The organism is Ruegeria sp. CL7, assembly GCF_056536445.1.
Genome location: NZ_JBQFPQ010000001.1, coordinates 808,958 through 830,828, shown reverse-complemented (window position 1 = coordinate 830,828; position 21,871 = coordinate 808,958). Strand labels below are relative to the sequence as shown.

The following is a 21,871-nucleotide window of genomic DNA, read 5'->3' as shown; positions in this document are numbered from 1 at the left end:
ACCAGATAGCAGTTTTCCCCGCGTTTCAATTGCAGTAAGGTCCCGCAAAAATAACCGGCAGGCTCGGGGGAGAAAGACGTGACACGAGAGGGCAGGCATACGCCGTCGCGCAGGAAGACATGCATGCGCGATTTCGGCCCGTTTTCCGGCGCAAAAGGCTTGGCGGGGGCAGTCTTGTGATCCTCGACCGCTATTTCGCCCGCCGCTTTCTACAAAGCTTTCTGGTCATCGGCGGTATTTTTCTGACCTTAATGATTCTCATCGATCTGATCGAACAGATCCGCCGATTTGACCAAGTCGACCTGTCCTTCGGCCAATTGCTGCACCTGACGCTTCTGAACACACCGGCGGCCATCAGTGAAATGCTGCCCCTGCTGGTCATTCTGTCCACCATTGCCTTGTTCGTCGGGCTGGCACGGACCTCTGAACTCGTGGTGACCCGCGCCACGGGTCGCTCGGGTATCCGCGCACTGGTCGCGCCAGCGGCTCTGGCCCTGATCATCGGTGCGCTTGCAGTGGCATTGCTGAACCCCATCGCGGCGGCCACATCCCAGGAATTCCAACGCCTGTCTGATTCCTATCGCAACAACGGCAGTTCAGCGCTTTCGATCAGCAGCGAAGGCCTTTGGCTGCGTCAGTCGGCGGAAAACGGTCAGGCTGTCATCCACGCCCGGGGCACCTCGAACGGGGATGCTCTTGGCCTGGACGGCGTGACCATCATCACCTTCGCGCGCGACGGCAAACCCACCCAGCAGATCGTCGCCGACAGGGCCGTGCTGGAAGACGAAAACTGGGTCTTGTCCCGGGCCAAGATCTGGAATTTGCAGAATGGGCAGAACCCCGAAACCAGCTCGGTGGAACATGAACGGCTGGAGTTGCCAACCTCGCTGACGCGGCAGCGGATTCTGGACACGCTGGGGCAACAGGATTCAGTGTCGGTTTTTGACCTGCCGCAACTGATCAAGGATCTGCGCGAAGCCGGGTTTTCGACCAAGCAATATGAAGTCTGGTTGCAGGTGCAACTGGCCAGGCCGTTCTTTCTGGTTTCGATGGTGCTGATCGGGGCTGCGTTCACCATGCGTCACGTTCGGTTCGGCGGTACCGGAATCGCCGTTCTGACGGCCGTACTACTTGGCTTTGCCATCTATTTCGTCCGCAATTTTGCGCAAATCCTCGGGGAAAACGGACAATTGCCCATCTATATCGCGGCCTGGGCGCCGCCCTTCGCCGCCATCCTGCTGTCCCTTGGCCTGCTTCTTCACGCGGAGGACGGCTGATGCGGAACATGATTTCCCTACTGCTGACCAGCGCAATCGCTTTGTCGGCACCGACGGTTCTGGCGGCGCAAACCACCTCGGCTGAGCCTGACCCGCAAGCTGCGCAGTCACAGGCCGAACCCGCCCTTCTGGTTGCCGACAAGGTCTTTATCACACCCGACAGAAAACTGGTGGCCGAAGGCAATGTCGAAGCCTTTCAGGGCGATACCAAGCTGTCGGCCCAACGTGTCACCTATGACCGGGAAACGGGTGAGCTGACACTGGAGGGGCCCATTCGCATTGATCAGGGGGGGCAGTCGACCCTTCTGGCCGATTCCGGACAGCTGGACAGCGGCATCCAGAACGGTCTGTTGATCGGTGCCCGAATGGTTTTCGATCAGCAGATCCAGATTGCCTCGGTTCAGGCGAAACGGGCCGCGAGTCGCTATACGCAGTTCAGCAAGGTCTCGGCCACTTCCTGCCATGTCTGCACCAACGGTAAGCCACCGCTTTGGCAGATTCGGGCCCGCAAGGTCACCCATGACCAGTTGGAACGGCAATTGTACTTTGAGGGCGCGCAGCTTCGGGTGCTTGATTATCCGGTATTCTATTTCCCCTATCTGCGCTTGCCAGATCCGACATTAGAGCGCGCAACCGGCTTTCTGGTGCCATCGATCCGCAGCACCTCGCAACTGGGAACGGGGGTACAGGTTCCCTATTTCTTCAAGCTGGGGGACCACAAGGATCTGACCTTGACGCCGTATCTGTCGGCCAAGACCACGACGCTGGGATATCGGTATCGCCAGGCGTTCGTGAATGGGCGCATTCAGCTTGAAGGGGCCTATACCCGAGATGACGTTCAGCCCGATCAGGATCGCGGTTATCTGTTCGCCGGCGGTTGGTTCAACCTAAAGAATGATTTCCGGCTGACATTCGATCTGCAAACCACCTCGGACGACGCCTATCTGGTTGACTACGGGCTGCCGGATCTGGACCGTTTGCGCAGCGAGATAGCGCTGGAACGGATCAAACGAGACACCGCATTCAAAACAAGCCTGATCCATTACAAAACTCTGCGTGAAAGTGAAAATCAGGACGAAATCCCATCCCGCGTCTTCGACCTGAACTATGAAAAGCGATTCTTTCCGGGCGCGCTTGGCGGCGAGGTTCGGCTGGCTTTTATCGGCCACGCACATGAACGCACCAGCGACGCCGATATCGTTGGCCGTGACATAGCAAGGGCAACTGTTGATGCCGAATGGTTGCGAAGCTGGACATTTGCATCGGGGCTGCGCGCGGACGCGACGCTGGGCGCATCGGTGGATACGTTCAATATACGCCATGACAGCAATTTTCCCAGCAATGTGACCCGCTCGACCCCGCGCGCGGCGTTGACGCTTCGCTATCCGATGACCCGTCGCGAAAAAACCGGCGCGGTTCAGCTTCTGGAACCGATCGCGCAGTTGGGATGGACCCATGTCTCGGACACTGATGCGCCAGATGATGAAAGCACGTTTCAGGAATTCGATCAGGGAAACCTGCTGGCCCTGTCCCGTTTCCCTGCCGAAGATCAGCGCGAAGACGGTGCCACCGGGGTCATCGGCCTGAACTGGGCGCGCTATGGTGCAGACGGACAGCAGGCGCTCGTAACGGTGGGTCAGGTGTTTCGGGCGGATGCCGACCCGAATTTCACCCTGACATCCGGGTTGCAGGGCACCACGTCCGACTTGCTGGTGGCGGGACAAGTCACCACGGCCAACGGTTGGTCGCTTGGCGGGCGCGGTCTGATCGACAGCGATTTCAGTTTCGTCAAAGCTGAATTGCGCGGGGCCTGGGCTTCTGAATTTGCCGGCCTGTCCGGAAGCTATATCTGGCAGGAACCGGATCCGGCGGAAAACATTGCGGAAGAAATTTCGGAAATCTGGCTTCTGGGCCGCTATCAGGTCGACCAGAACTGGCTTACGAATGCCGAGGCACGCTATGATCTGAACCAGTCAGAGCCAATCCGGCTTGGGCTTGGTGTAACATACCAGAATGAATGTGTTCAGGTTAACATGTCCGTAAGCAGACGCTTTACTTCAACATCCACTATTGAGCCTTCGACAGAATTCGGCTTTACCCTATCGCTGACAGGATACGCCCTTGAAGGCGGTGGTAACACATACAAGAGAAAATGCAGTTGATATCAGGTTTCTCCAGGTTTCTCCGTTCCGGTTGGCACAAACCGGTCACGCCGGCACTGGCCGCCGTTTTCCTCGCTTTATCGGCGCCGCAGGTCAGCGCCCAAAGCCTGTTCTCGCCAGCGATCCGCGTGAATCAGGACATCGTCACCTGGTACGAGCTGGAACAACGCCTGCAATTCCTGAATGTTTTGGGTTTGCCCGGCGGCAATGAGGCTGACGTCAGGGAAGCCCTGATCGAAGAAAAATTGCGCAAGCAGGCCATGCGCGAAGCGGGCGTGCAAGCTGCCCCGGAAGCCGTACAACTGGGGATCGACGAGTTCGCCTCGCGCGGGCAATTGTCCACCGAACAGTTCCTGCAACTTTTGGGTGAGGCAGGCGTCGACCCGGAAACTGTCCGTGATTATGTTGCAGATCAGCTGGCCTGGCGCGACTATATCAGCTCGCGCTACCTGTCGCAGGCCCGTCCGACCGAAGACGAGATTGATCGCGCGCTGGGACAAACCGGTGGCGGCGGCCTTCAGGTCCTGCTGTCCGAGATCATCATCCCGGTGAACCCGCAAACCGTTGCACAGACCGAGTTGCTGGCGGAAGAGATTTCGCGACTTGAAACTATCGAAGCGTTTTCAGCCGCAGCGGCGCAATATTCCGGAGCGGCCACCCGCAACGAAGGCGGACGTCTGGACTGGCTGAATATCTCCAACCTGCCTCCTGCCTTGCAACCGGTTATTCTTGGGCTCCAGAACGGTGAGATCACCGATCCCATCAGCCTGCCAAACGCCGTCGCCCTGTTTCAATTGCGCGGATTGCGCGAGGTGGCGACCGCTGCGCCGGCTATCTCCAAACTTGACTATGCGGCCTATTACCTGCCGGGCGGCCGCAGCGCCGAGGCTCTGGCACAGGCTGCCGCCCTGCGGGAGGAGATCGACACCTGCGACGACTTGTACGGAATCGCCAAGGATCAACCCGTCGAAGTCCTGGACCGTATCGAAGCCAGCCCGTCAGAAGTACCACGCGATTTCGCCGTGGAACTGGCCAAGCTGGATCGCTTCGAAGTGTCAACAAACCTGACCCGCAACAACGGGCAGACGCTGGTGTTCCTGATGCTGTGCAACCGCACCCGCAACCTGGGCGAAAACACCTCGCGGGCGGATGTCGCGAATGCACTGGCGCAACAGCGGCTACAGGCCTTTGCGGCCAGCCTGGTAGAGCAGCTGCGGGCTGACGCCACCATTGTTCAGGAATGACACGCCCGATTGCGCTCAGCTGCGGTGAACCGGCCGGGATCGGCCCTGAAATCGCGGCCAAAGCATGGGCAGAGCTGCGCCAAACCTGCCCGTTTTTCTTTATCGGCGATGCCAGCCACCTGCCTGCTGGCACCCCCGTTGTGAAAATCCAAACCCCTTCGGATGCCGTTGCAGTCTGTGATCAGGCCTTGCCCGTGCTGCAACTGAACTTTCCTGCTGCGAACATGTCCGGTCAGCCAGACCCGGCCAATGCCCCATCGGTGATCGATGCCATCGAAACCGGCGTCGACTTTGTGAAAGAGGGGGCAGCGGCCGCTCTGTGCACCGCGCCCATTCACAAGAAGGCCCTGATCGACGGGGCCGGGTTTACCTATCCCGGCCATACCGAGTTTCTGGCCGCGCTGTCGGGCACCCGCCGGGTTGTCATGATGCTGGCCAGCGACCAGTTGCGGGTTGTCCCGGCGACAATCCACATTCCCCTGGCGCAGGTTCCCGCCGCGCTGACGCCGGACCTGCTGCGCGAGACGATCGAAATCACCACGCGCGGTCTGCGCGACCAGTTCGGCATACAACACCCCCGCATCGCCATAACCGGCCTGAACCCCCATGCCGGCGAAGGCGGTAAAATGGGCCGCGAGGAGCTTGACTGGATCGCCCCAATGCTGGCCGATCTGAACCCGGAAGATGCGACCCTGACGGGCCCGCACCCTGCGGATACACTGTTCCATGCCGCTGCCCGCGCCCGCTATGACGCGGCGATCGCAATGTATCATGATCAGGCCCTGATCCCGATCAAGACACTGGACTTCGACCGGGGTGTGAACGTCACCCTTGGCCTGCCCTTCATCCGCACGTCGCCAGATCACGGCACTGCACTGGATATCGCCGGGAAAGGCATCGCGAATCCAACCAGCCTGATCGAAGCTCTGAAGCTTGCCCAACGCATGGCGCAAGGCTCTTGATCCTTCATCTGGCTGAAAATATCCCCGCCAGAGGCAAAAAACTTCTGGCGCTGCCCCTGCGGCCTGCGTCACGGTAATCGGATCATGAGTGCAATCGACAATCTCCCCCCTCTGCGCGAGGTCATCGCCACACATCAACTCTCGGCGCGCAAATCCTTGGGTCAGAACTTCCTGCTGGACCTCAACCTGACCGCCAAAATCGCCCGTCAGGCTGGCGATCTTGCAGACTGCGACGTACTGGAAATCGGCCCCGGTCCTGGCGGCCTCACCCGAGGGCTCCTGTCCGAAGGCGCACGCAAGGTCGTGGCGGTGGAAAAAGATACCCGCTGCATTGCCGCCCTGAACGATATCGCCGCCGCCTATCCCGGAAGGCTGGAGGTCATCAATGGTGACGCGCTCGAGATCAACCCGCTGGAACACCTGACCCCGCCAATCCGCATCGCAGCCAACCTTCCATACAACGTCGGCACCGAACTGCTTGTGCGCTGGCTGACACCCCCTGAATGGCCCCCCTTCTGGCAGAGCCTGACACTGATGTTCCAACGCGAAGTGGCCGAACGCATCGTGGCCCAGCCGGGCAGCAAGGCGTATGGCCGCCTCGCCATCCTTGCCCAATGGCGGGCCGAGGCGCGCATCGCCATGTCCCTTCCCCCCGGCGCCTTCACCCCTCCGCCCAAAGTCTCCAGCGCGGTGGTCCACCTGACCGCCCTGCCCGAACCGCGCTATCCTGCTGACGCCGCGACCCTGTCGCGTGTGGTGGCCTCTGCCTTCAATCAACGCCGCAAAATGCTGCGGGCCTCGCTCAAAGGCGTTGCCCCGGATATCGAGGATCGCTTGCAGGCCGCAGGTATCCAGCCCACTGAACGGGCCGAGCAGGTTCCGCTTGAAGCGTTCTGTGCCTTGGCGCGCGAAATCCAGACACCCTGATCAAAAAAAGCCCCGAGGCTTGACCTCGGGGCTTTGCGGTTTCTGATGCCGGCTTTATTCAGCCGCTTCCGGTGCGTCGCCATCCGTTTTGGGCGCATCTTCAGCCACTGGCGCCGGTTTGGGCTTGCGCGCCCGCGGCTTGCGCGCAGGCTTTTCCTTCTTTTCCGGCGCCGGGGCTTCGGCCCCCTTGCTTTCCGGTGTCTCGACCAGACCGCTTTCCGGAGCAGCGTCCGGTGCGGCGAAATCCATTACGTCCGGCTGTGGGGCTTCGGCAGGATCAGCCTGCCGGGCCGCTTCACGTTCCTGGCGCTCGGCGCGCTCACGGTCACGCTCGGCCTGGCGTTCGCGGTTCTGGCGCTCCTGCTCTTCGCGGCGCGCTTCAATCTCGCGCTGCGCCTCACTCAACATGCGCAGATAATGTTCTGCGTGCTGCTGGAAGTTTTCCGCCGCAACGCGGTCGTTTGACAGCTGAGCGTCACGCGCCAGCTGATTGTACTTATCAATGATTTGCTGCGGCGTGCCACGCACCTTGCCTTCAGGGCCCGAGCTGTCAAATACCCGGTTTACGACGTTACCGCCGGAAGGACGATTGCGGTTGTTCTTGGCCCGCGAGCGGGATTTGGAAGATCTCATTTTACTTTACGTCAGCCTTATCAATGCGCTGTCGCTCAACCCGTGTTTTGCACTGCTCAGAGGCGTTTGCCGTGACGGGATGTCGACTTTTTTGGGCTTGGCGTCAGGGGTGCGCTGCAACAGCGTCAACCTCGCCGACTAATCCTGAGTAAACATGTCCTGACCGTGCAGACAAGAGGAATCTCGAATTTTCACACGCTTTTTTACTCGGGGCAGCGTTTTTTGGCCTCAGACAACAGTTTCAACCCGGCATCTTTGCGCCGACAACCCGGTCACGCCCGTCCAGATCGGGGATTACGCGAATATCCGCCAAACCCGCCGCATCAAACAAGGCAGACACCAGATTTGCCTGTGTCGGGCCAATTTCCACAAGTATCCGCCCGCCTGGCAACAGAAAATCCGGGGCCGAGGCCGCAATCTGCCGATACGCGCCCAGCCCGTCCCCTTCATCGGTCAGCGCCATGCGCGGCTCGTGCTCCCGCACTTCGGGCGAAAGGTCCTCCATTTCGGTTACGGAAATATACGGCGGGTTGGAAACAATCAGGTCAAACCGGCCTTCAATGCCTTCAAACCAGTTTGACTGCGCAATCTCGGCTCGTCCCTGCACCTTGTGGAGCACGGCATTGGCGCTGGCCTGAAGACAGGCGGCTTCACTCAGGTCGACCCCAAGACCCGAAGCGCTGGTTCGTTCCGCAAGCAGTGTGACCAGAATACAGCCAGACCCGACCCCGAGGTCCAAAACATGGTCGAAGGGTTCGCTCAGCGCGGCCTCGATCAGGGTTTCAGTCTCGGGGCGTGGATCCAGAACATCGGAGCTGACACGAAACCTGCGCCCATAGAACTCGCGTTCGCCCAGCAGATGAGACACCGGCACCCGAATGGCACGCAAAGAAACCAACTGGTCATAGCGTTCAGCGATCTCGGGCTGCAACTCTTCCGGGGCAATCAGCGTCACTCGGCTGGCCTCTATCCGTGCGGCATGGGCCAACAACAGGCGCGCATCCCGCGCCGGGTCATCCACGCCCGCGGCCCTCAAGCGCGCGGTTGCGGCCACCATGGCCTGCGCTGCTGTTTGCAGGCCCGTCATTGCGCCATCTCGGCCAACAACCGGGCCTGATCATCCGCCGTCAGAGCGTCAATCACTTCGTCCAGATCCCCCTGCATCACCTGATCCAGTTTATAGAGCGTCAGGTTGATCCGGTGATCCGTCATCCGCCCCTGTGGGAAATTATAGGTGCGAATGCGTTCCGAACGATCCCCTGACCCCACCTGGCTGGCCCGGTCGGCGGAACGTTCGCTGTCGATCCGCTGCCGCTCGAGGTCATAAAGCCGCGTTTTCAGCACCTGCATGGCGATCTCGCGGTTGCGATGCTGGGACTTCTCGGAACTTGTGACCACCAAGCCCGTCGGAATATGGGTGATCCGCACCGCCGAGTCAGTGGTGTTCACGTGCTGCCCGCCCGCGCCGGAACTGCGCATCGTGTCGATACGGATGTCATTGGCGTCTACCTGGATGTCGACATCCTCGGCCTCGGGCAGTACCGCCACCGTCGCCGCCGAGGTGTGGATGCGCCCGCCGCTTTCGGTTTCGGGCACGCGCTGCACACGGTGCACGCCGGATTCGTATTTCAGCCGGGCAAAGACGTTGTCGCCCTTGATATGGGCCACCACCTCTTTGATCCCGCCCAGATCAGAAGCCTGTTCTTCGATGATCTCGAACTGCCACCCGCGGGCCTCGGCATAGCGTTGATACATACGCAACAGATCGCCCGCGAACAAAGCGGCCTCGTCCCCGCCGGTACCCGGGCGAATTTCCAGCATCGCCGGACGCGCATCCGCCGCATCCTTCGGCAGCAGCGCCAGTTGCAGCGCGTGTTCCGCCTCGGGGATGCGCGATTGCAGGTCCGGAATTTCCTCTTCGGCCAACTCCTTCATATCCGGGTCGGCCAGCATCGCCTCGGCCTCAGCCAGGTCTGCCACCAGCTGGCGCCAGGCCATGATCTGATCGACCACGGGTTTGAGGTCGGAATATTCCTTGGCCAACGCCGCAATATCGCCGCCCGATGCGCCATCCGCCATGGCTGCTTCGAGGTATTGGAAACGCTGGGTGATCTGTTCAAGACGTTCTTCGGGGATCATCCCGGCGGTGTCTATCATCCGGGGGCTTTGGTCAAGGGCCACGTCGTGCTAAGCTTGCTGTCATGAAACGGTTTTTGCTTGCCCTTTTGCTGACGTCCACGCCGGTTTCCGCCGATTACATCGGCCCTGACGGCAAGACCCGCGATTGCTATTGCACCGACACGTCCGGGTCCCGCATCGAACTGGGTGAGATGATCTGCCTGCAAGTCGACGGCCGCATGTTCACGGCACAATGCCAGATGTCCCTGAACGTGCCCATGTGGCGCGAGGTGCAGGAAGGGTGTTTATCGTCCGGGTTGCAGAGCGATCCAGTTGATCACTTTGAACAGGATGAGGCGTCCTGAGCGTCGGTAGAACAGTTACATCTGCTCCAACCACCCATCAACCCGTGCCTTGTTCGCACCGAAATCCCTGCGACCGAACCGCAAACGGCCATGGATGCGCAGCGTGTCGCCGTCCTGCTGAACAGTGGTATAGTCGGGGAAACCAATCCATTTCGTGCGGGTGACATAGGTGATCATGCCCTCATCGACCGAACCTGCCAAAACCGAGGTGCGCGGCGTGGCGCGGGCGATCCGATCGAGGTTCTCCAACCCTTCCGGGCCGGTTGCAACAACGCGCAGAACGCCACCCGGCAAGTCCTGATCAACCTCTGCAACCGGTGCAATATGCCATTGCGCCAGAGCTGACGGGGCCAACCGGACGTAAGCGACCAGCCCAAGCACCAGCGCGATCACTGCCCACAAAACCATCTTTTTCATCCCGCTTTGCCCTCTTGCAGAAACCCTATGCGGATCAGGCGCCGGGGCAAGCCGTTCCGGGCCGGTTTACCGCGACGTCACACCCGGCAGGATACACAGCATCTCGTAGATCAGGTTGGCTGCCGTCAGGGCCGTGTTGCCGGATGGGTCATACGGAGGTGAAACCTCGACCAGATCACACCCCACCACATTCACACCCTGCAACGCGTGGATCAGTTGCAGCGCCTGCGGCGTGGTCAGCCCGGCAATCTCTGGTGTACCCGTGCCCGGTGCAAAGGCCGGGTCCAGGCTGTCGATGTCATAGGTGACATAGACCGGATGATCCCCGATGATCTTGCGGATCTGAGAGCCGATCTGCGTCAGGTTCTGCTGCCACAACTCCCAGGCCGGGAACTGGCGGAAGCCCCAATCCCTGGCTTCGGTGAAATCCGAAGCCGCATAGCCCGATCCGCGAATGCCGACCTGAAAGGTCTTGTCGGGGACAATCAGCCCCTCTTCATAGGCGCGGCGGAAGACGGTTCCGTGGGTCTCTTTCTCGCCGAACATCTCGTCATTCACATCCGCATGGGCATCCACATGCACCAGAGCCACCGGCCCATACTTTGCCGCAATGGCCCGCAGGATCGGCAGGGTGATCGAATGATCGCCCCCCATCGCCACCGGGGTCACGTTCTTTGCCAGGATCGCGTCATAGCTTTCCCTGATGATCCTCAGGCTGTCCGCAAGCGAGAAGGTGTTGATCGCCAGATCCCCGATGTCGGCGATTTGCAAGCTGTCGAACGGAGCCGCCGAGGTAGCCATGTTGTAGGGCCTTATCATCGCGCTTTCGCTGCGGATCTGTTTGGGTCCGAACCGGGTGCCCGATCGCCACGAGGTGCCGATATCCATCGGAATCCCCAAAACCGCCACATCCAGCCCCGCCAGCGAGGCTGCCTGGGACAGGCGCATAAACGTATTCGGCCCCGAAAACCGCGCCAGATCATTACCGCTGATGGGTTGGTTGAATTGTGTCATGTTCTTTCTCGACAAGCCCCAGAGTATTTTGCTTTACGAACTGTTTCGAAGTTCGCGCAAATTTTCCGAAACATCATCATTAATTGGATAAGAAACACCTAATGACGTCTCAAAATCTGCGTCCGATGAAAAACGGGTGTACGTCGCACCCCAGCGCCTATCATCCCCTCGGGGATGGCTTTCCCATACGAGAAACGCATCCCAAGTGTCCAATCCGTGATTGTTTTCGGGCCTCAGTGCAGGCAATTCTCTTTCGATCACCCCGATGACACCTGTGTCCAGTGCGTGGCGTTCGCTTGCGTTCATCGGTCGCAAGGCATCAGAAACAGAGCACCTTCTATCACTATATCGAAGCATCATTACTGTTTCGGGATCAACCCAAGCCAGCCCGTCAGCCCGCTCGAGGCGCACTAGACGTTTTTCTGGTGCAACGACCTGACCGTCGGCAAATGGTACGCAGTATGTCTCAAACAAAGTCATTGCTGAATGCTCGCGAGCAGTTGGCTGATGCAGGCGATCACGCGCAAAATACCCGAGCGGCAACCCAAGGAGAACAATGCACGCCCAGATCAGAGCTTTTCGTTTAGTCATGCGAGTTTATTCCACCCCAACAGGCAGACGATCTGCGTCGCCACATGCGCCCCCGCAATCGCCGTCGCGCCGGATGTATCGAACGGCGGAGACACTTCGACCACGTCGCCGCCCTTGATGTTGATCCCCGCAATGTCGCGCAGGATGATCTGCGCTTGAATGGAACTCAAACCACCCCAGACCGGTGTCCCCGTACCCGGTGCAAAGGCCGGGTCCAGACCGTCGATATCAAAGCTTAGGTAGACCGGGCTGTCGCCCAGAATGCCCTTGATCTTCTGCGCCACGGCGGCGGGGCCGGATTCGTACACCTCGCGCGCATCGATGATGTTGACGCCCAGCGTGTCCTCGTTGGTGGTGCGGATCCCCACCTGAACCGAGCGTTTCGGATCCACGATCCCCGACTTCACCGCCTTGTAGAACATGGTGCCGTGGTCCACCCGGCTCATGTCGTCATCGGCCCAGGTGTCGGTATGGGCATCGAACTGCAACAGCGACATCGGCCCGTATTTCTCGGCATAGGCCTTGAGGATCGGAAAGCTGATATAGTGGTCGCCCCCCAGCGCGACCGAGGCCACATCCGCCGTCAGAATGGTGCGGATATGGTCGGTCAGCGTGTCGGGAAAGGCGGGAATGTTGGCATAATCATAGGCCATATCGCCGTAGTCGATGATAGCCAGCTCGCTGAGCGCATCGAAGGGCCAGCCATAAGGTGCATCGGGCGATTGCAGCGCGCTGGCCTCGCGGATTGCACGCGGGCCAAGGCGGGTGCCCGGGCGGTTGGTCACCGCCTGATCAAACGGCACGCCGGTCACGGCGATGTCGACGCCGGTCAGGTTCTTGGTATACAGCCGCCGCAGAAACGAGGTCGCCCCGCCAAAGGTGTTTTCATAGGACAGGCCTTTGAGATCCGGGTTGGTGAATGCCTCGTCCACCTGGTTTTTTGCGTCTTCCAGTGCCATTTCGCTCCCCCATCAGCCCAACGGCTGCGCCTTTTCCACGATCCGTGCGAAGAACGATGCCCCCACCGGCGCGATATCATCATTGAAGTTGTATTTCGGATGATGCAGCCCGGCACCATCACCCTGCCCAAGGAACAGATAAGCCCCTGGTCGCGACTGAAGCATGTACGAAAAATCCTCGGCCCCCATGTCGCGCCCCATTGTGTCGATCACCCGTTCAGCCCCCGACACTTCGCGCGCGACGGCCGCGGCAAAGGCTGCCTTTTCAGCATCGTTGATCGTCGCCGGGTATCCCACCTGATATTCAAGCCGTGCCTCGACACCGTAAGACGCGGCCTGCCCCTGAACGATCTGCTCCATCCGGTCCATCACCATTTTCTGCACCGAAGGATCGAATGTACGAACCGTGCCGTTCAGATAGGCGGTGTCCGGGATCACGTTGTTCACCGTTCCGGCGTGGATCTGAGTGACCGAAACAACCAGGTCTTCCACTGCATAGTGGTTGCGGCTGACGATGGTCTGGATCGCCTGTGCAATGCCGCAGGCCGCCATGACCGGGTCGCGGGTCTGATGCGGCATGGCGCCATGGCCGCCGACGCCTTGGATATGAATATCGAACGTATCGACCGCCGCCATGATCGGCCCCGGCGTTGTATGGAACGTACCTTCCGGGTTTCCCGGATCGTTGTGTATTCCATAGACCTCAGAGATATCGAACCGCTCCATGATGCCTTCTTCGACCATGACACCCGCACCGCCACCTTCTTCCTCGGCCGGTTGAAAGATCAGGGCCACACGGCCGCGGAAATTTCGCGTCTCGGCCAGATACCGCGCCGCGCCCAGCAGCATTGTGGTGTGCCCGTCATGCCCGCAGGCATGCATCTTTCCAGGATTCTTCGATGCATAGTCGACGCCTGTTTCTTCGGTGATCGGCAATGCATCCATATCGGCGCGCAGGCCAATGGTCGGGCCGTCGCCCTGCCCGTTGATGATCGCGACCATCCCGGTTTTTGCGATCCCTTCATGCAATTCATCAACCCCGAATTCACGCAGACGCTCGGCCACAAACGCGGCAGTCTCAAAGCACTCGAACTCCAACTCGGGTATCGTGTGCAGATATTGGCGCCATCTGGTCATATCGGCAGAGAAATCGGCAATTCGGTTGACGACGGGCATCTGGGGTGGACTCCTGATCGGGACTGCGGGATGGATGCATCTGACACCGGAACGAAAGGGTTCGCAATGGCCGAAAATCCTCTGATCCACGATACCGACGCAGGTATCGAGCGTTTGCTGGAAATCATGCGCCGCCTGCGTGATCCGAAAACCGGCTGCCCGTGGGATATCGAACAGGATTTCGCCACCATCGCGCCCTATACGATCGAAGAGGCCTATGAGGTCGCCGACGCCATCGAGCGTGAGGCCTGGGACGAGCTGAAGGGCGAGCTGGGCGATCTGCTGTTCCAATCCGTCTTCCACGCTCAAATGGCGGAAGAAGCGGGATATTTCACCTTTCAGGACGTGGTTCGCACCATGTCCGACAAGATGGTGGCCCGGCATCCGCATGTCTTCGGTGACGAATCCCGCGACAAATCCGCCGAACAGCAGACCAAGGACTGGGAAGCCATCAAGGCCGCCGAACGTGCGGGCAAGGAACAGAAAGGCGCGCTGGACGGGGTGGCCGCCAACCTGCCAGCCCTGCTGCGGGCGCATAAGCTGCAAAAACGGGCCGCGCGCGTAGGGTTCGACTGGCCCGACGCCAGCCACGTTCTGGCCAAGATCACCGAAGAAGCCACCGAACTGGAAGAGGCGCGTGACAAGATGGACGCGGACGCGCTTGAGGATGAGTTTGGCGATCTGCTGTTCGTGATGGTCAATCTGGGTCGTCATCTTGGCATCGAACCGGAGGCCGCGTTGCGCCGCACCAATGCCAAGTTCACCCGTCGCTTTGAACAGGTCGAGACCCGGCTGGCCGAACGGGGAAAGACCCCCTCGCAAAGCGATCTGGCCGAGATGGATGCGCTGTGGGACGAGGTCAAAACCGAAGAGCATCGCGCCAACGGCAAACTCCCGCCGGTTGAAGTCATGGCCGCACCCAGAAACGGGTAGACAAGGCACCCGACACTTGCGAGTGTCCCACCTTCACGACCACCGGAGACGCCCATGCCCCCTCGCAAGATCATCATCGACACCGATCCCGGACAGGACGATGCCGTCGCCATCCTGCTGGCGTTGGCCAGCCCGGAGGACATCGAGGTTCTTGGCATCACGGCGGTCGCAGGCAACGTGCCCCTGGAATTGACCGCCAAGAACGCTCGGATCGTGTGCGAACTGGCAGGCCGGACCGACATACCTGTTTATGCGGGCTGCGACAGACCGTTGAACCGCCCGCTGGTCACGGCCGAGCATGTGCATGGCAAGACAGGTCTGGATGGCCCGGACCTGCCCGATCCGCAGATGCCGCTGACCGAAGGGCATGCGGTGGATTTCATCATCGACACCCTGCGCGCTGAAGAACCGGGCACGGTAACCCTTTGCCCGCTCGGGCCACTGACAAATATCGCGACCGCGTTCAGCAAGGCTCCGGACATTGTGGACCGGGTACAGGAAATCGTTCTGATGGGCGGAGCGTATTTCGAGGTCGGCAACATCACCCCGACAGCTGAGTTCAACATTCACGTCGATCCAGAAGCTGCTGATATCGTTTTCAAATCTGGCAGTCCTATCGTGGTCATGTCGCTGGATGTCACGCACAAGGCGCTGGTCACCAAACCCCGCAATGATGCGTTCCGTGCGCTGGGAAACAAAGTCGGAATCGCCGTCGCCGAGATGACCGATTTCTTCGAAAGGTTCGACAAGGAAAAATACGGCAGCGCAGGTGCGCCTTTGCACGACCCTTGCGTGACCGCCTATCTGATCCGGCCCGAGCTGTTTTCGGGCCGTCATGTGAATGTCGAGATTGAAACCCAGTCCGAGCTGACAATGGGCATGACGGTCGCCGATTGGTGGGGCGTAACCGACCGCGCGCCCAATGCGCTGTTCATGGGGGAAATCGACGCCGACGGCTTCTTCAATCTTTTGACGGAAAGGCTGGCCAGATTATGAGCGCCGCCCTGCGCCTGGCGCGCCCCGAGGACCTGGATCGTCTGATGGCACTGGTCACCGCCTTCCATACCGAGGCCGGATTGACGCAAGACCCGGACCAGACCCGAAACGCTCTGACACCCCTGCTCGAGGGTATTCCCCATGGCTGTGTCTATCTGATCGGCCCCGGACGCGCGCCGTTGGGCTACATCATCCTGACCTTCGGCTGGTCCGTCGAATTCGGCGGCATGGACGGTTTCGTGGACGAAATCTATATCCGGCCCGCTGTTCGCGGCCGCGGCATCGCAACCGAAGTTCTACTGGCGCTGCCCAAAGCTTTGTCCGAAGCGGGGCTGACTGCCCTTCATCTGGAAGTCGACCGGCACAACGAGGCCGCACAGAAAATCTATCTGCGCACCGGGTTCAAACCTCGCGACAGATATATGCTGATGAGCAAGTCGCTTTAACGAGACTCGCCGCGGAAGATATTGGCCGGGTTCATGTCCTGTACCGGGTCATTCGACGAAACTTCTTCTCCGGTTATCGGATACGTTCCCGGACCCGCGCAGGCAGACAATACTGTGATGGACGCTGTGACGATTATCAGAAGGAATTTGGATACAGACATCGTGGTCTCCTTTCTGCAATGAAGAAAGACTACGGCATTTGGAGTGAACGCGATAAGTAACAAGTTCACACATAAGAATAATTAAGCCACTTAAATATTATCAAATTTCCACGTCTAAGACGACCATGCCCCTGAGAATTTTATCTTTTTTCTGGCACGCCAATGTCTTCTTCAAAAAGCGGCATCTCGAAAAAAAGCAGGTGATCGCGTGCGATTTCAGGAGTTTCGTAATAGGCGTCGCGCAGGTGAAAGCCCAAAGACAGGTATAACCGAGTCGCCACTTCCAGGGGTTTGCCGGTGTCCATTCGAATATAGTCGAACCCAAGATCTCGGCACATTTCGATCAGCGAAAGCATGATGGCACAGCCTGCGCCGGTCCCCCTTGCTGCGTCGGTTACAAATACGCGTTTGATTTCAGCCACACCGGGCTCGTAGGTGTGAAACATGCCGCAGCCGACCGGTTCCCCATGCAGCAATGCCAGTTTGATCCCACCGTTCGGCGGTGCGTGTTCCGCGTCAATGTTGTCCATTACACGGGCGTATTTTTCGCTTGGGTAGAAAGCCTGCACAATCTGGGCGGTTCTTTCATCCAGCGCCAGCAGGAAATCCCTGTAATCCCAACACAAACGCCGAACCGCTTCAAACTGGTCCGGCGTTTCCGGTTCGATGATGTTCAGCACAATGCGACCCCCGGATTAAACCCGGGGGTCAGCCTAGCACCAAGTGCGTTATTTGCGAAGGATCGACGCGCCTGCGTATTCGGCCACTTCTCCCAGCGACTCCTCGATGCGGATCAGCTGGTTGTATTTCGCCAACCGGTCCGATCGCGCCAATGAGCCGGTTTTGATCTGACCACAATTCGTCGCCACGGCCAGATCGGCAATGGTCGCGTCCTCGGTCTCGCCCGAACGGTGCGACATCACGTTGGTGTACCGCGCGCGGTGCGCCATATCGACGGCGCGCAGGGTTTCGGTCAGCGAACCGATCTGGTTCACCTTGACCAGCATTGAGTTCGCGCAGCCACGTTCGATCCCTTCGGCCAGACGTTCCGGGTTGGTCACGAACAGGTCATCACCAACCAGTTGCACCTTGTCGCCGATGGCATCGGTCAGGGCCTTCCAGCCATCCCAGTCATCTTCAGACATGCCGTCTTCGATCGAGATGATCGGATAGTCATTGACCAGCGCCGCCAGATAGGCCGCGTTTTCCTCGGATGTCAGGGTGATCCCCTCGCCCGCCAGAACGTATTTACCGTCTTTGAAGTACTCGGTCGCCGCGCAATCCAAAGCCAGATGGATTTCTTCGCCCGGCTTGTAGCCCGCCTTTTCGATGGATTTCAGGATGAAATCCAGCGCCTCGCGTGTGCTGGCAATGTTGGGGGCAAAACCGCCCTCGTCGCCCACTCCCGTGGCCAGACCCGCGGAAGACAGTTCTTTCTTCAGTGTATGGAACACCTCGGACCCCATGCGCACCGCTTCGCGAATGTTCGCGGCGGCGGTCGGCATGATCATGAATTCCTGAATGTCGATCGGGTTGTCGGCATGTTCGCCACCATTGATAATGTTCATCATCGGAACCGGCAGAACCCGCGCCGAGGTGCCGCCCACATAGCGATAGAGCGGCTGGGTGGTGAAATCCGCCGCCGCCTTCGCCGTGGCCAGCGAGACACCCAGGATAGCGTTCGCACCCAGACGGCCTTTGTTCTCGGTGCCGTCCAGCTCGATCATGGCCTGGTCAATGGCCACCTGCTCGGTCGCGTCAAAGCCCACCAGTTCTTCGGCAATCTCGCCGTTCACGGCGGCGACGGCTTCCAGAACGCCTTTGCCCATATAGCGCGCCTTGTCGCCATCGCGTTTTTCAACCGCCTCATAGGCACCGGTGGACGCGCCCGAGGGTACGGCAGCGCGACCCATGGTGCCGTCTTCCAGAATCACGTCAACTTCGACTGTCGGATTGCCCCGGCTGTCCAGAATTTCGCGTGCGTGGATGTCGATGATGGTGCTCATGAAGCCTGTCCCTGTGACTGCGGTCGGTTGCACGCGTCATAGCAGCAACCGGCCAAAAGTAAACCGGTTCCGTTAACGCTAACACGTATATTCCCGGACATTTAGGGCTAACAATTCGCTGTTTGCGCCAACAGGGTCAGGCAGGTGCCAATTCCCGCGCCAGACGCCGTTCGCGGACAAAGGTATAAAGACCCGAGCCGATGATCAGGGTCGCCCCCGCCATTGTCAGCGCATCAGGGCGTTCACCGAACATCAGCATTCCAGCAAGGATCGAGAACACAAGGCGCGTGTACCGGAACGGCATCAGGGCCGAGGCTTCGCCCACCCTCATCGCAGTGACAATGCCGTAATAGCCCAGCACGCCAAATCCGATCGCCCCCGCATAAGGGCCCGTTTGACCGGCTTGAACCGGCACGAAGGATGCCCCGGACATGACCATCAGAACCAGGCCGGCCACAGCCACCGCAATATAGGCCTGCATCGCAACGACGGATGAGGGCACGCGTGGGTCCAGCTTGCGGGTGATCAGATCGCGCGCCGCAATGGCGACCACGGACAACACCACAAACAGGGATTCCGGCTGAAAGCCCTCCATCCCCGGACGGATGATCATCAGAACACCGACAAAGCCGACACCGATCGCGCTCCAGCGACGCCAGCCGACCTGCTCTCCAAGGAACAGGGCCGCACCCATGGTGACGACCAGCGGCATGGCCTGAAACACGGCCGCAACGGTGGACAGGTCGATCAGCGACAACGCCGTCACGAACGCCACCGCGCCAAAGCCTTCGGTCGCAGCGCGGATCAATGGCAGGGCTTTCCATGCCACGGGGTCAAAGATCCGCTTTCGGGTGACCACTGACATCGCGGCAAACACGAGCCCGCAAAACACGCCCAGAAACACCATGATCTGCCCTGTCGGCACAGAGCCGGACAGGAGCTTGATGAACATGTCCTCAAGTGCAAAGGCCGCCATCGACCCGATAAGCAGCAGGATGCCGTTTACGTTGTTCATTTGCGCGTCCGTTGGAAAGGGCACATCTGGTGCCTGTAGATGCACAACAACCTCAACCAACGGCATCTGGCAAGACAATTCCCGTCACGCCTGATGAATTAACGTGAGGCGATCAATCGCGTTTCGTGATGGGTCAGTCCTTTTCCAGCGGGACGCCGTACAGCTCCAACCGGTGCCCTTTCAGCTTATACCCAAGCTTGGCAGCGATTCTTTCCTGTAGGGCTTCGATCTCGGGGTCGACGAATTCGATAACCTCTCCTGACTGCATGTCGATCAGGTGGTCGTGGTGATCGCGCTCGGCGTCCTCGTACCGGGCCCGTCCGTCGCCGAACTCAAGACGTTCCAGAATACCAGCCTCTTCGAACAGTTTGACCGTGCGATAGACCGTTGCAATGGAAATGCCTTTGTCCGCAGCAGACGCCCGCGCATAGAGTTCCTCGACATCCGGGTGGTCATCGCTCTGTTCCAGTACCTGCGCGATGACCCTTCTTTGACCGGTCATGCGCAGCCCTTTGGCTTCACAACGCCCAATAATCGTTTCCGACATGATGCCCCTCAGACTTGCTCGGGTGTCTGTCTTAATATGTCTGCGCAGGTTTCGCTACAGGGATTTCACCTTTTGCGACCTTCTGATCTGGCGCGCGTCAGATCGGCCCAGACGGGCAGGTGATCAGATGCGATATGCGCGGGACGTGTGTCGTGAACACCGTGCGCCACGGCCTGTATTCCGCTGCCCAGCGCGATCCGATCCAGCGCGCCCAGGGGCTGCGCGGCGGGAAAACTTGGTCTGGGAGGCAGAAACCGCATTTCGGGGACCAGGTGATCCAGTACTGGCTGACGTGACCACTCGTTGAAGTCACCGGCCCAAACAGTCGGCATCTGGTCCATGTCCCAGTCGTTCCGCCGAATGTGCAAAATCTGCTGTCGCCGCGACGCTGGCAACAGTCCAAGATGCATACCCATCACGCGCAATGGCCCGATATGGGTGTCGAACTCGACACGCACCGCCCCGCGCGGCTCCAGCCCCGGCAACTCGTGATGCCCTTTTCGGCGGACCGAGATACCCTCTCCGCGCCAGATCACCGCGTTGCCGTGCCAGCCCAGGCTTCCCGCGCCGCCCAGATCTACGATCTGCCATCCCGCCTCGTCCAACATAAAATGCGGCAGCGCGGCCGGACGGGGCGGCAGGCGCTTGTCGGCCTCCTGCAACACCACGATATCCGCTTTCATGTTTTCGATGACTTGCAGAATACGTTGGGGTTGGCGCCGGAAATCCAACCCGACGCATTTCTGAATGTTGTAGCTTGCGATACGCAGCGTGGAGGAAGTTGGCATGAGGGCGTGACCAAATGAATTGCCCTAAAGTGCCATGCCTGACGTGAGGCGCAACCCCTCTGCTTGGTTTCCTGCTGCGACAATTCCGATACGGCATCCGCCCCCAGCAATCTGCCTGCTATTTCGGCGATTGAAACCTGGCTGATATCAAAGCGAAGGTTCCGCTTGATCCCCGGCCCTGCAACGCTCTATCCCGATGCGGTGACGACAACGCATCGCAGCCAAAGCGGGGCCCGCATGAGCCTGAGCCAGACCCAACCCGACAACAGCACCCGGGCCAGTATCGTTTTGGTGACGGGCGGCGCGCTATGGGGCCTTTATTGGATTCCGGTGCGGTTTTTCTTTGATCAGGGCCTGACCGGCCCCTGGTCAGGGATCGCGATGTACTGCGCGGCCCTGATTGCGTTGATCCCCTTCGTCTGGTCCGACAGGCGCATGCTGGCCCGGCAATGGCGCGATTTGATGTTCAGCGGAATGTTCACAGGGGCTGCATTCGGCCTGTATTCGATCAGCCTTGTCTACACCGACGTCGTCCGCTCGATCCTGTTGTTCTATCTCACCCCGATCTGGGGCACGATTCTGGGCGTCGTATTTCTGAAAGAACGCCTGAGCCTGATGCGCCTTGCGGGTCTGATCTGCGGGCTTGGCGGGCTGTTTGTCGTGCTCGGAGGCGCCGGGTTCGTGCCATGGCCGCAGAACTTGGGTGACTGGCTGGCACTGGCATCGGGCATATGCTGGGCATTGGGTACACTGGGCCTGTACAAGGCTGGCAGCATGACCATCTCGGGTCAGGTCTTTGCCTTTGTGATTGGCGCGTTGTTGCTGTCGCTTGTCAGCCTGCTGATGCTTGGGGGCCAAACCCTGCCGAACATCACAGGCGAAGAGTCGATCCGCATAGCGGGATATGCAATGCTGTCCACCTTTTATGTCCTGCCCATGATCTACATGACCATCTGGCCAGCAACAAAGCTGTCCCCCGCAAAGGTCGGCCTGCTGCTGATGAGCGAGGTTGTCGTTGGCATCGCTTCAGCCGCCGCCCTGTCAGGAGAACCATTTGGCCTGCGTGAGTTTCTGGGCGCCATCCTGATCGTCAGCGCCGCGGTGGTGGAAATCCTGCGGAAATAGATGCAGGCC

Annotated in this window: 24 protein-coding genes; 10 read left to right on the top strand and 14 right to left on the bottom strand. The window is 59.7% G+C overall.

Translation table 11 applies throughout. From position 1 onward, the window contains the following. Positions 1-176: 176 nt before the first annotated feature. From lptG to rsmA, 5 genes are all read left to right on the top strand, one after another. Positions 177-1,277, top strand: a complete 1,101-nt coding sequence (gene lptG / locus ACR0LI_RS04195; RefSeq protein WP_171723637.1) for an LPS export ABC transporter permease LptG — start codon at positions 177-179, stop codon at positions 1,275-1,277. Beyond that, the gene (locus tag ACR0LI_RS04190) at positions 1,277-3,439 is read left to right on the top strand and encodes an LPS-assembly protein LptD (protein WP_480718056.1); all 2,163 of its coding nucleotides are present in this window, start codon (positions 1,277-1,279) and stop codon (positions 3,437-3,439) included. The genes lptG and ACR0LI_RS04190 overlap by 1 nt, the downstream gene beginning before the upstream one ends. After that, on the top strand, positions 3,430-4,683 hold the full coding sequence (locus ACR0LI_RS04185; RefSeq protein WP_171723136.1) for a peptidylprolyl isomerase: 1,254 nt from the start codon (positions 3,430-3,432) through the stop codon (positions 4,681-4,683). Before ACR0LI_RS04190 ends, ACR0LI_RS04185 begins: the two co-directional genes overlap by 10 nt. After that, entirely contained in the window at positions 4,680-5,645 is a 966-nt protein-coding gene (gene pdxA, locus ACR0LI_RS04180) for a 4-hydroxythreonine-4-phosphate dehydrogenase PdxA (RefSeq protein WP_480718055.1), read from the top strand. The genes ACR0LI_RS04185 and pdxA overlap by 4 nt, the downstream gene beginning before the upstream one ends. An 84-nt stretch (positions 5,646-5,729) precedes the next feature. Then, on the top strand, positions 5,730-6,572 hold the full coding sequence (gene rsmA, locus ACR0LI_RS04175; protein ID WP_209832883.1) for a 16S rRNA (adenine(1518)-N(6)/adenine(1519)-N(6))-dimethyltransferase RsmA: 843 nt from the start codon (positions 5,730-5,732) through the stop codon (positions 6,570-6,572). Between the two features lie 54 nt (positions 6,573-6,626). On the opposite strand, the gene ACR0LI_RS04170 is transcribed toward rsmA, so the two are convergent. The 3 genes from ACR0LI_RS04170 to prfA all read right to left on the bottom strand — a co-directional run bounded on the left by ACR0LI_RS04170 (position 6,627) and on the right by prfA (position 9,344). Next, positions 6,627-7,205, bottom strand: a complete 579-nt coding sequence (locus ACR0LI_RS04170) for a DUF4167 domain-containing protein (protein ID WP_171631977.1) — start codon at positions 7,203-7,205, stop codon at positions 6,627-6,629. A 241-nt stretch (positions 7,206-7,446) separates the two neighbouring features. Next, positions 7,447-8,292, bottom strand: a complete 846-nt coding sequence (gene prmC, locus ACR0LI_RS04165; protein ID WP_480718054.1) for a peptide chain release factor N(5)-glutamine methyltransferase — start codon at positions 8,290-8,292, stop codon at positions 7,447-7,449. Further along, positions 8,289-9,344 carry a peptide chain release factor 1 gene (gene prfA / locus ACR0LI_RS04160; RefSeq protein ID WP_171633802.1) on the bottom strand — a complete coding sequence of 352 codons (1,056 nt, stop codon included), beginning with the start codon at positions 9,342-9,344 and terminating at the stop codon, positions 8,289-8,291. Before prfA ends, prmC begins: the two co-directional genes overlap by 4 nt. Before the next feature lie 62 nt (positions 9,345-9,406). Between prfA and ACR0LI_RS04155 the strand changes: the two genes are divergently transcribed. After that, positions 9,407-9,688 (top strand): hypothetical protein, encoded by a 282-nt coding sequence (locus ACR0LI_RS04155; RefSeq protein ID WP_171631964.1) that lies wholly within the window; start codon positions 9,407-9,409, stop codon positions 9,686-9,688. Positions 9,689-9,703: 15 nt separating this feature from the next. On the opposite strand, the gene ACR0LI_RS04150 is transcribed toward ACR0LI_RS04155, so the two are convergent. The 5 genes from ACR0LI_RS04150 to ACR0LI_RS04130 form a co-directional block, all read right to left on the bottom strand. After that, positions 9,704-10,105 carry a DUF1499 domain-containing protein gene (locus ACR0LI_RS04150; protein WP_209832877.1) on the bottom strand — a complete coding sequence of 134 codons (402 nt, stop codon included), beginning with the start codon at positions 10,103-10,105 and terminating at the stop codon, positions 9,704-9,706. Positions 10,106-10,171: 66 nt separating this feature from the next. Beyond that, positions 10,172-11,119 (bottom strand): agmatinase, encoded by a 948-nt coding sequence (speB, locus tag ACR0LI_RS04145; protein WP_480718053.1) that lies wholly within the window; start codon positions 11,117-11,119, stop codon positions 10,172-10,174. 33 nt (positions 11,120-11,152) lie between these two features. Then, positions 11,153-11,710 carry a hypothetical protein gene (locus ACR0LI_RS04140; RefSeq protein WP_480718052.1) on the bottom strand — a complete coding sequence of 186 codons (558 nt, stop codon included), beginning with the start codon at positions 11,708-11,710 and terminating at the stop codon, positions 11,153-11,155. After that, positions 11,707-12,669: an agmatinase gene (speB, locus tag ACR0LI_RS04135; RefSeq protein WP_171723130.1), complete on the bottom strand. Its 963-nt coding sequence runs from the start codon at positions 12,667-12,669 to the stop codon at positions 11,707-11,709. The genes ACR0LI_RS04140 and speB (ACR0LI_RS04135) overlap by 4 nt, the downstream gene beginning before the upstream one ends. A 12-nt stretch (positions 12,670-12,681) precedes the next feature. Further along, positions 12,682-13,845, bottom strand: coding sequence for a M20 aminoacylase family protein (locus ACR0LI_RS04130; protein WP_171631950.1), 1,164 nt, complete (start codon positions 13,843-13,845; stop codon positions 12,682-12,684). Between the two features lie 66 nt (positions 13,846-13,911). Between ACR0LI_RS04130 and mazG the strand changes: the two genes are divergently transcribed. The 3 genes from mazG to ACR0LI_RS04115 are packed head-to-tail and all read left to right on the top strand — an operon-like array spanning position 13,912 to position 16,220. Beyond that, positions 13,912-14,778, top strand: coding sequence for a nucleoside triphosphate pyrophosphohydrolase (gene mazG / locus ACR0LI_RS04125; protein WP_480487791.1), 867 nt, complete (start codon positions 13,912-13,914; stop codon positions 14,776-14,778). A 54-nt stretch (positions 14,779-14,832) separates the two neighbouring features. Continuing rightward, the gene (locus ACR0LI_RS04120) at positions 14,833-15,774 is read left to right on the top strand and encodes a nucleoside hydrolase (RefSeq protein ID WP_480718051.1); all 942 of its coding nucleotides are present in this window, start codon (positions 14,833-14,835) and stop codon (positions 15,772-15,774) included. Further along, positions 15,771-16,220, top strand: coding sequence for a GNAT family N-acetyltransferase (locus tag ACR0LI_RS04115; RefSeq protein ID WP_171631942.1), 450 nt, complete (start codon positions 15,771-15,773; stop codon positions 16,218-16,220). The genes ACR0LI_RS04120 and ACR0LI_RS04115 overlap by 4 nt, the downstream gene beginning before the upstream one ends. Here the strand turns inward: ACR0LI_RS04115 and ACR0LI_RS04110 are convergent. From ACR0LI_RS04110 to ACR0LI_RS04085, 6 genes are all read right to left on the bottom strand, one after another. After that, entirely contained in the window at positions 16,217-16,381 is a 165-nt protein-coding gene (locus tag ACR0LI_RS04110) for a hypothetical protein (protein ID WP_171631940.1), read from the bottom strand. The two genes, ACR0LI_RS04115 and ACR0LI_RS04110, sit on opposite strands and share 4 nt — an antisense overlap. Positions 16,382-16,521: 140 nt before the next feature. Further along, positions 16,522-17,061, bottom strand: coding sequence for a GNAT family N-acetyltransferase (locus ACR0LI_RS04105; protein WP_171631937.1), 540 nt, complete (start codon positions 17,059-17,061; stop codon positions 16,522-16,524). Positions 17,062-17,109: 48 nt separating this feature from the next. Beyond that, positions 17,110-18,387 (bottom strand): phosphopyruvate hydratase, encoded by a 1,278-nt coding sequence (eno, locus tag ACR0LI_RS04100; protein ID WP_171723125.1) that lies wholly within the window; start codon positions 18,385-18,387, stop codon positions 17,110-17,112. Positions 18,388-18,523: 136 nt separating this feature from the next. Then, entirely contained in the window at positions 18,524-19,402 is an 879-nt protein-coding gene (locus ACR0LI_RS04095; protein WP_480718050.1) for a DMT family transporter, read from the bottom strand. 133 nt (positions 19,403-19,535) lie between these two features. Further along, positions 19,536-19,949 (bottom strand): Fur family transcriptional regulator, encoded by a 414-nt coding sequence (locus tag ACR0LI_RS04090; RefSeq protein ID WP_171631929.1) that lies wholly within the window; start codon positions 19,947-19,949, stop codon positions 19,536-19,538. A 65-nt stretch (positions 19,950-20,014) separates the two neighbouring features. Then, positions 20,015-20,737, bottom strand: a complete 723-nt coding sequence (locus tag ACR0LI_RS04085; protein WP_152458217.1) for an endonuclease/exonuclease/phosphatase family protein — start codon at positions 20,735-20,737, stop codon at positions 20,015-20,017. Between the two features lie 165 nt (positions 20,738-20,902). On the opposite strand from ACR0LI_RS04085, the gene ACR0LI_RS04080 reads away from it, so the two are divergent. Beyond that, on the top strand, positions 20,903-21,862 hold the full coding sequence (locus ACR0LI_RS04080) for a DMT family transporter (RefSeq protein WP_480718049.1): 960 nt from the start codon (positions 20,903-20,905) through the stop codon (positions 21,860-21,862). Positions 21,863-21,871: the final 9 nt, after the last annotated feature.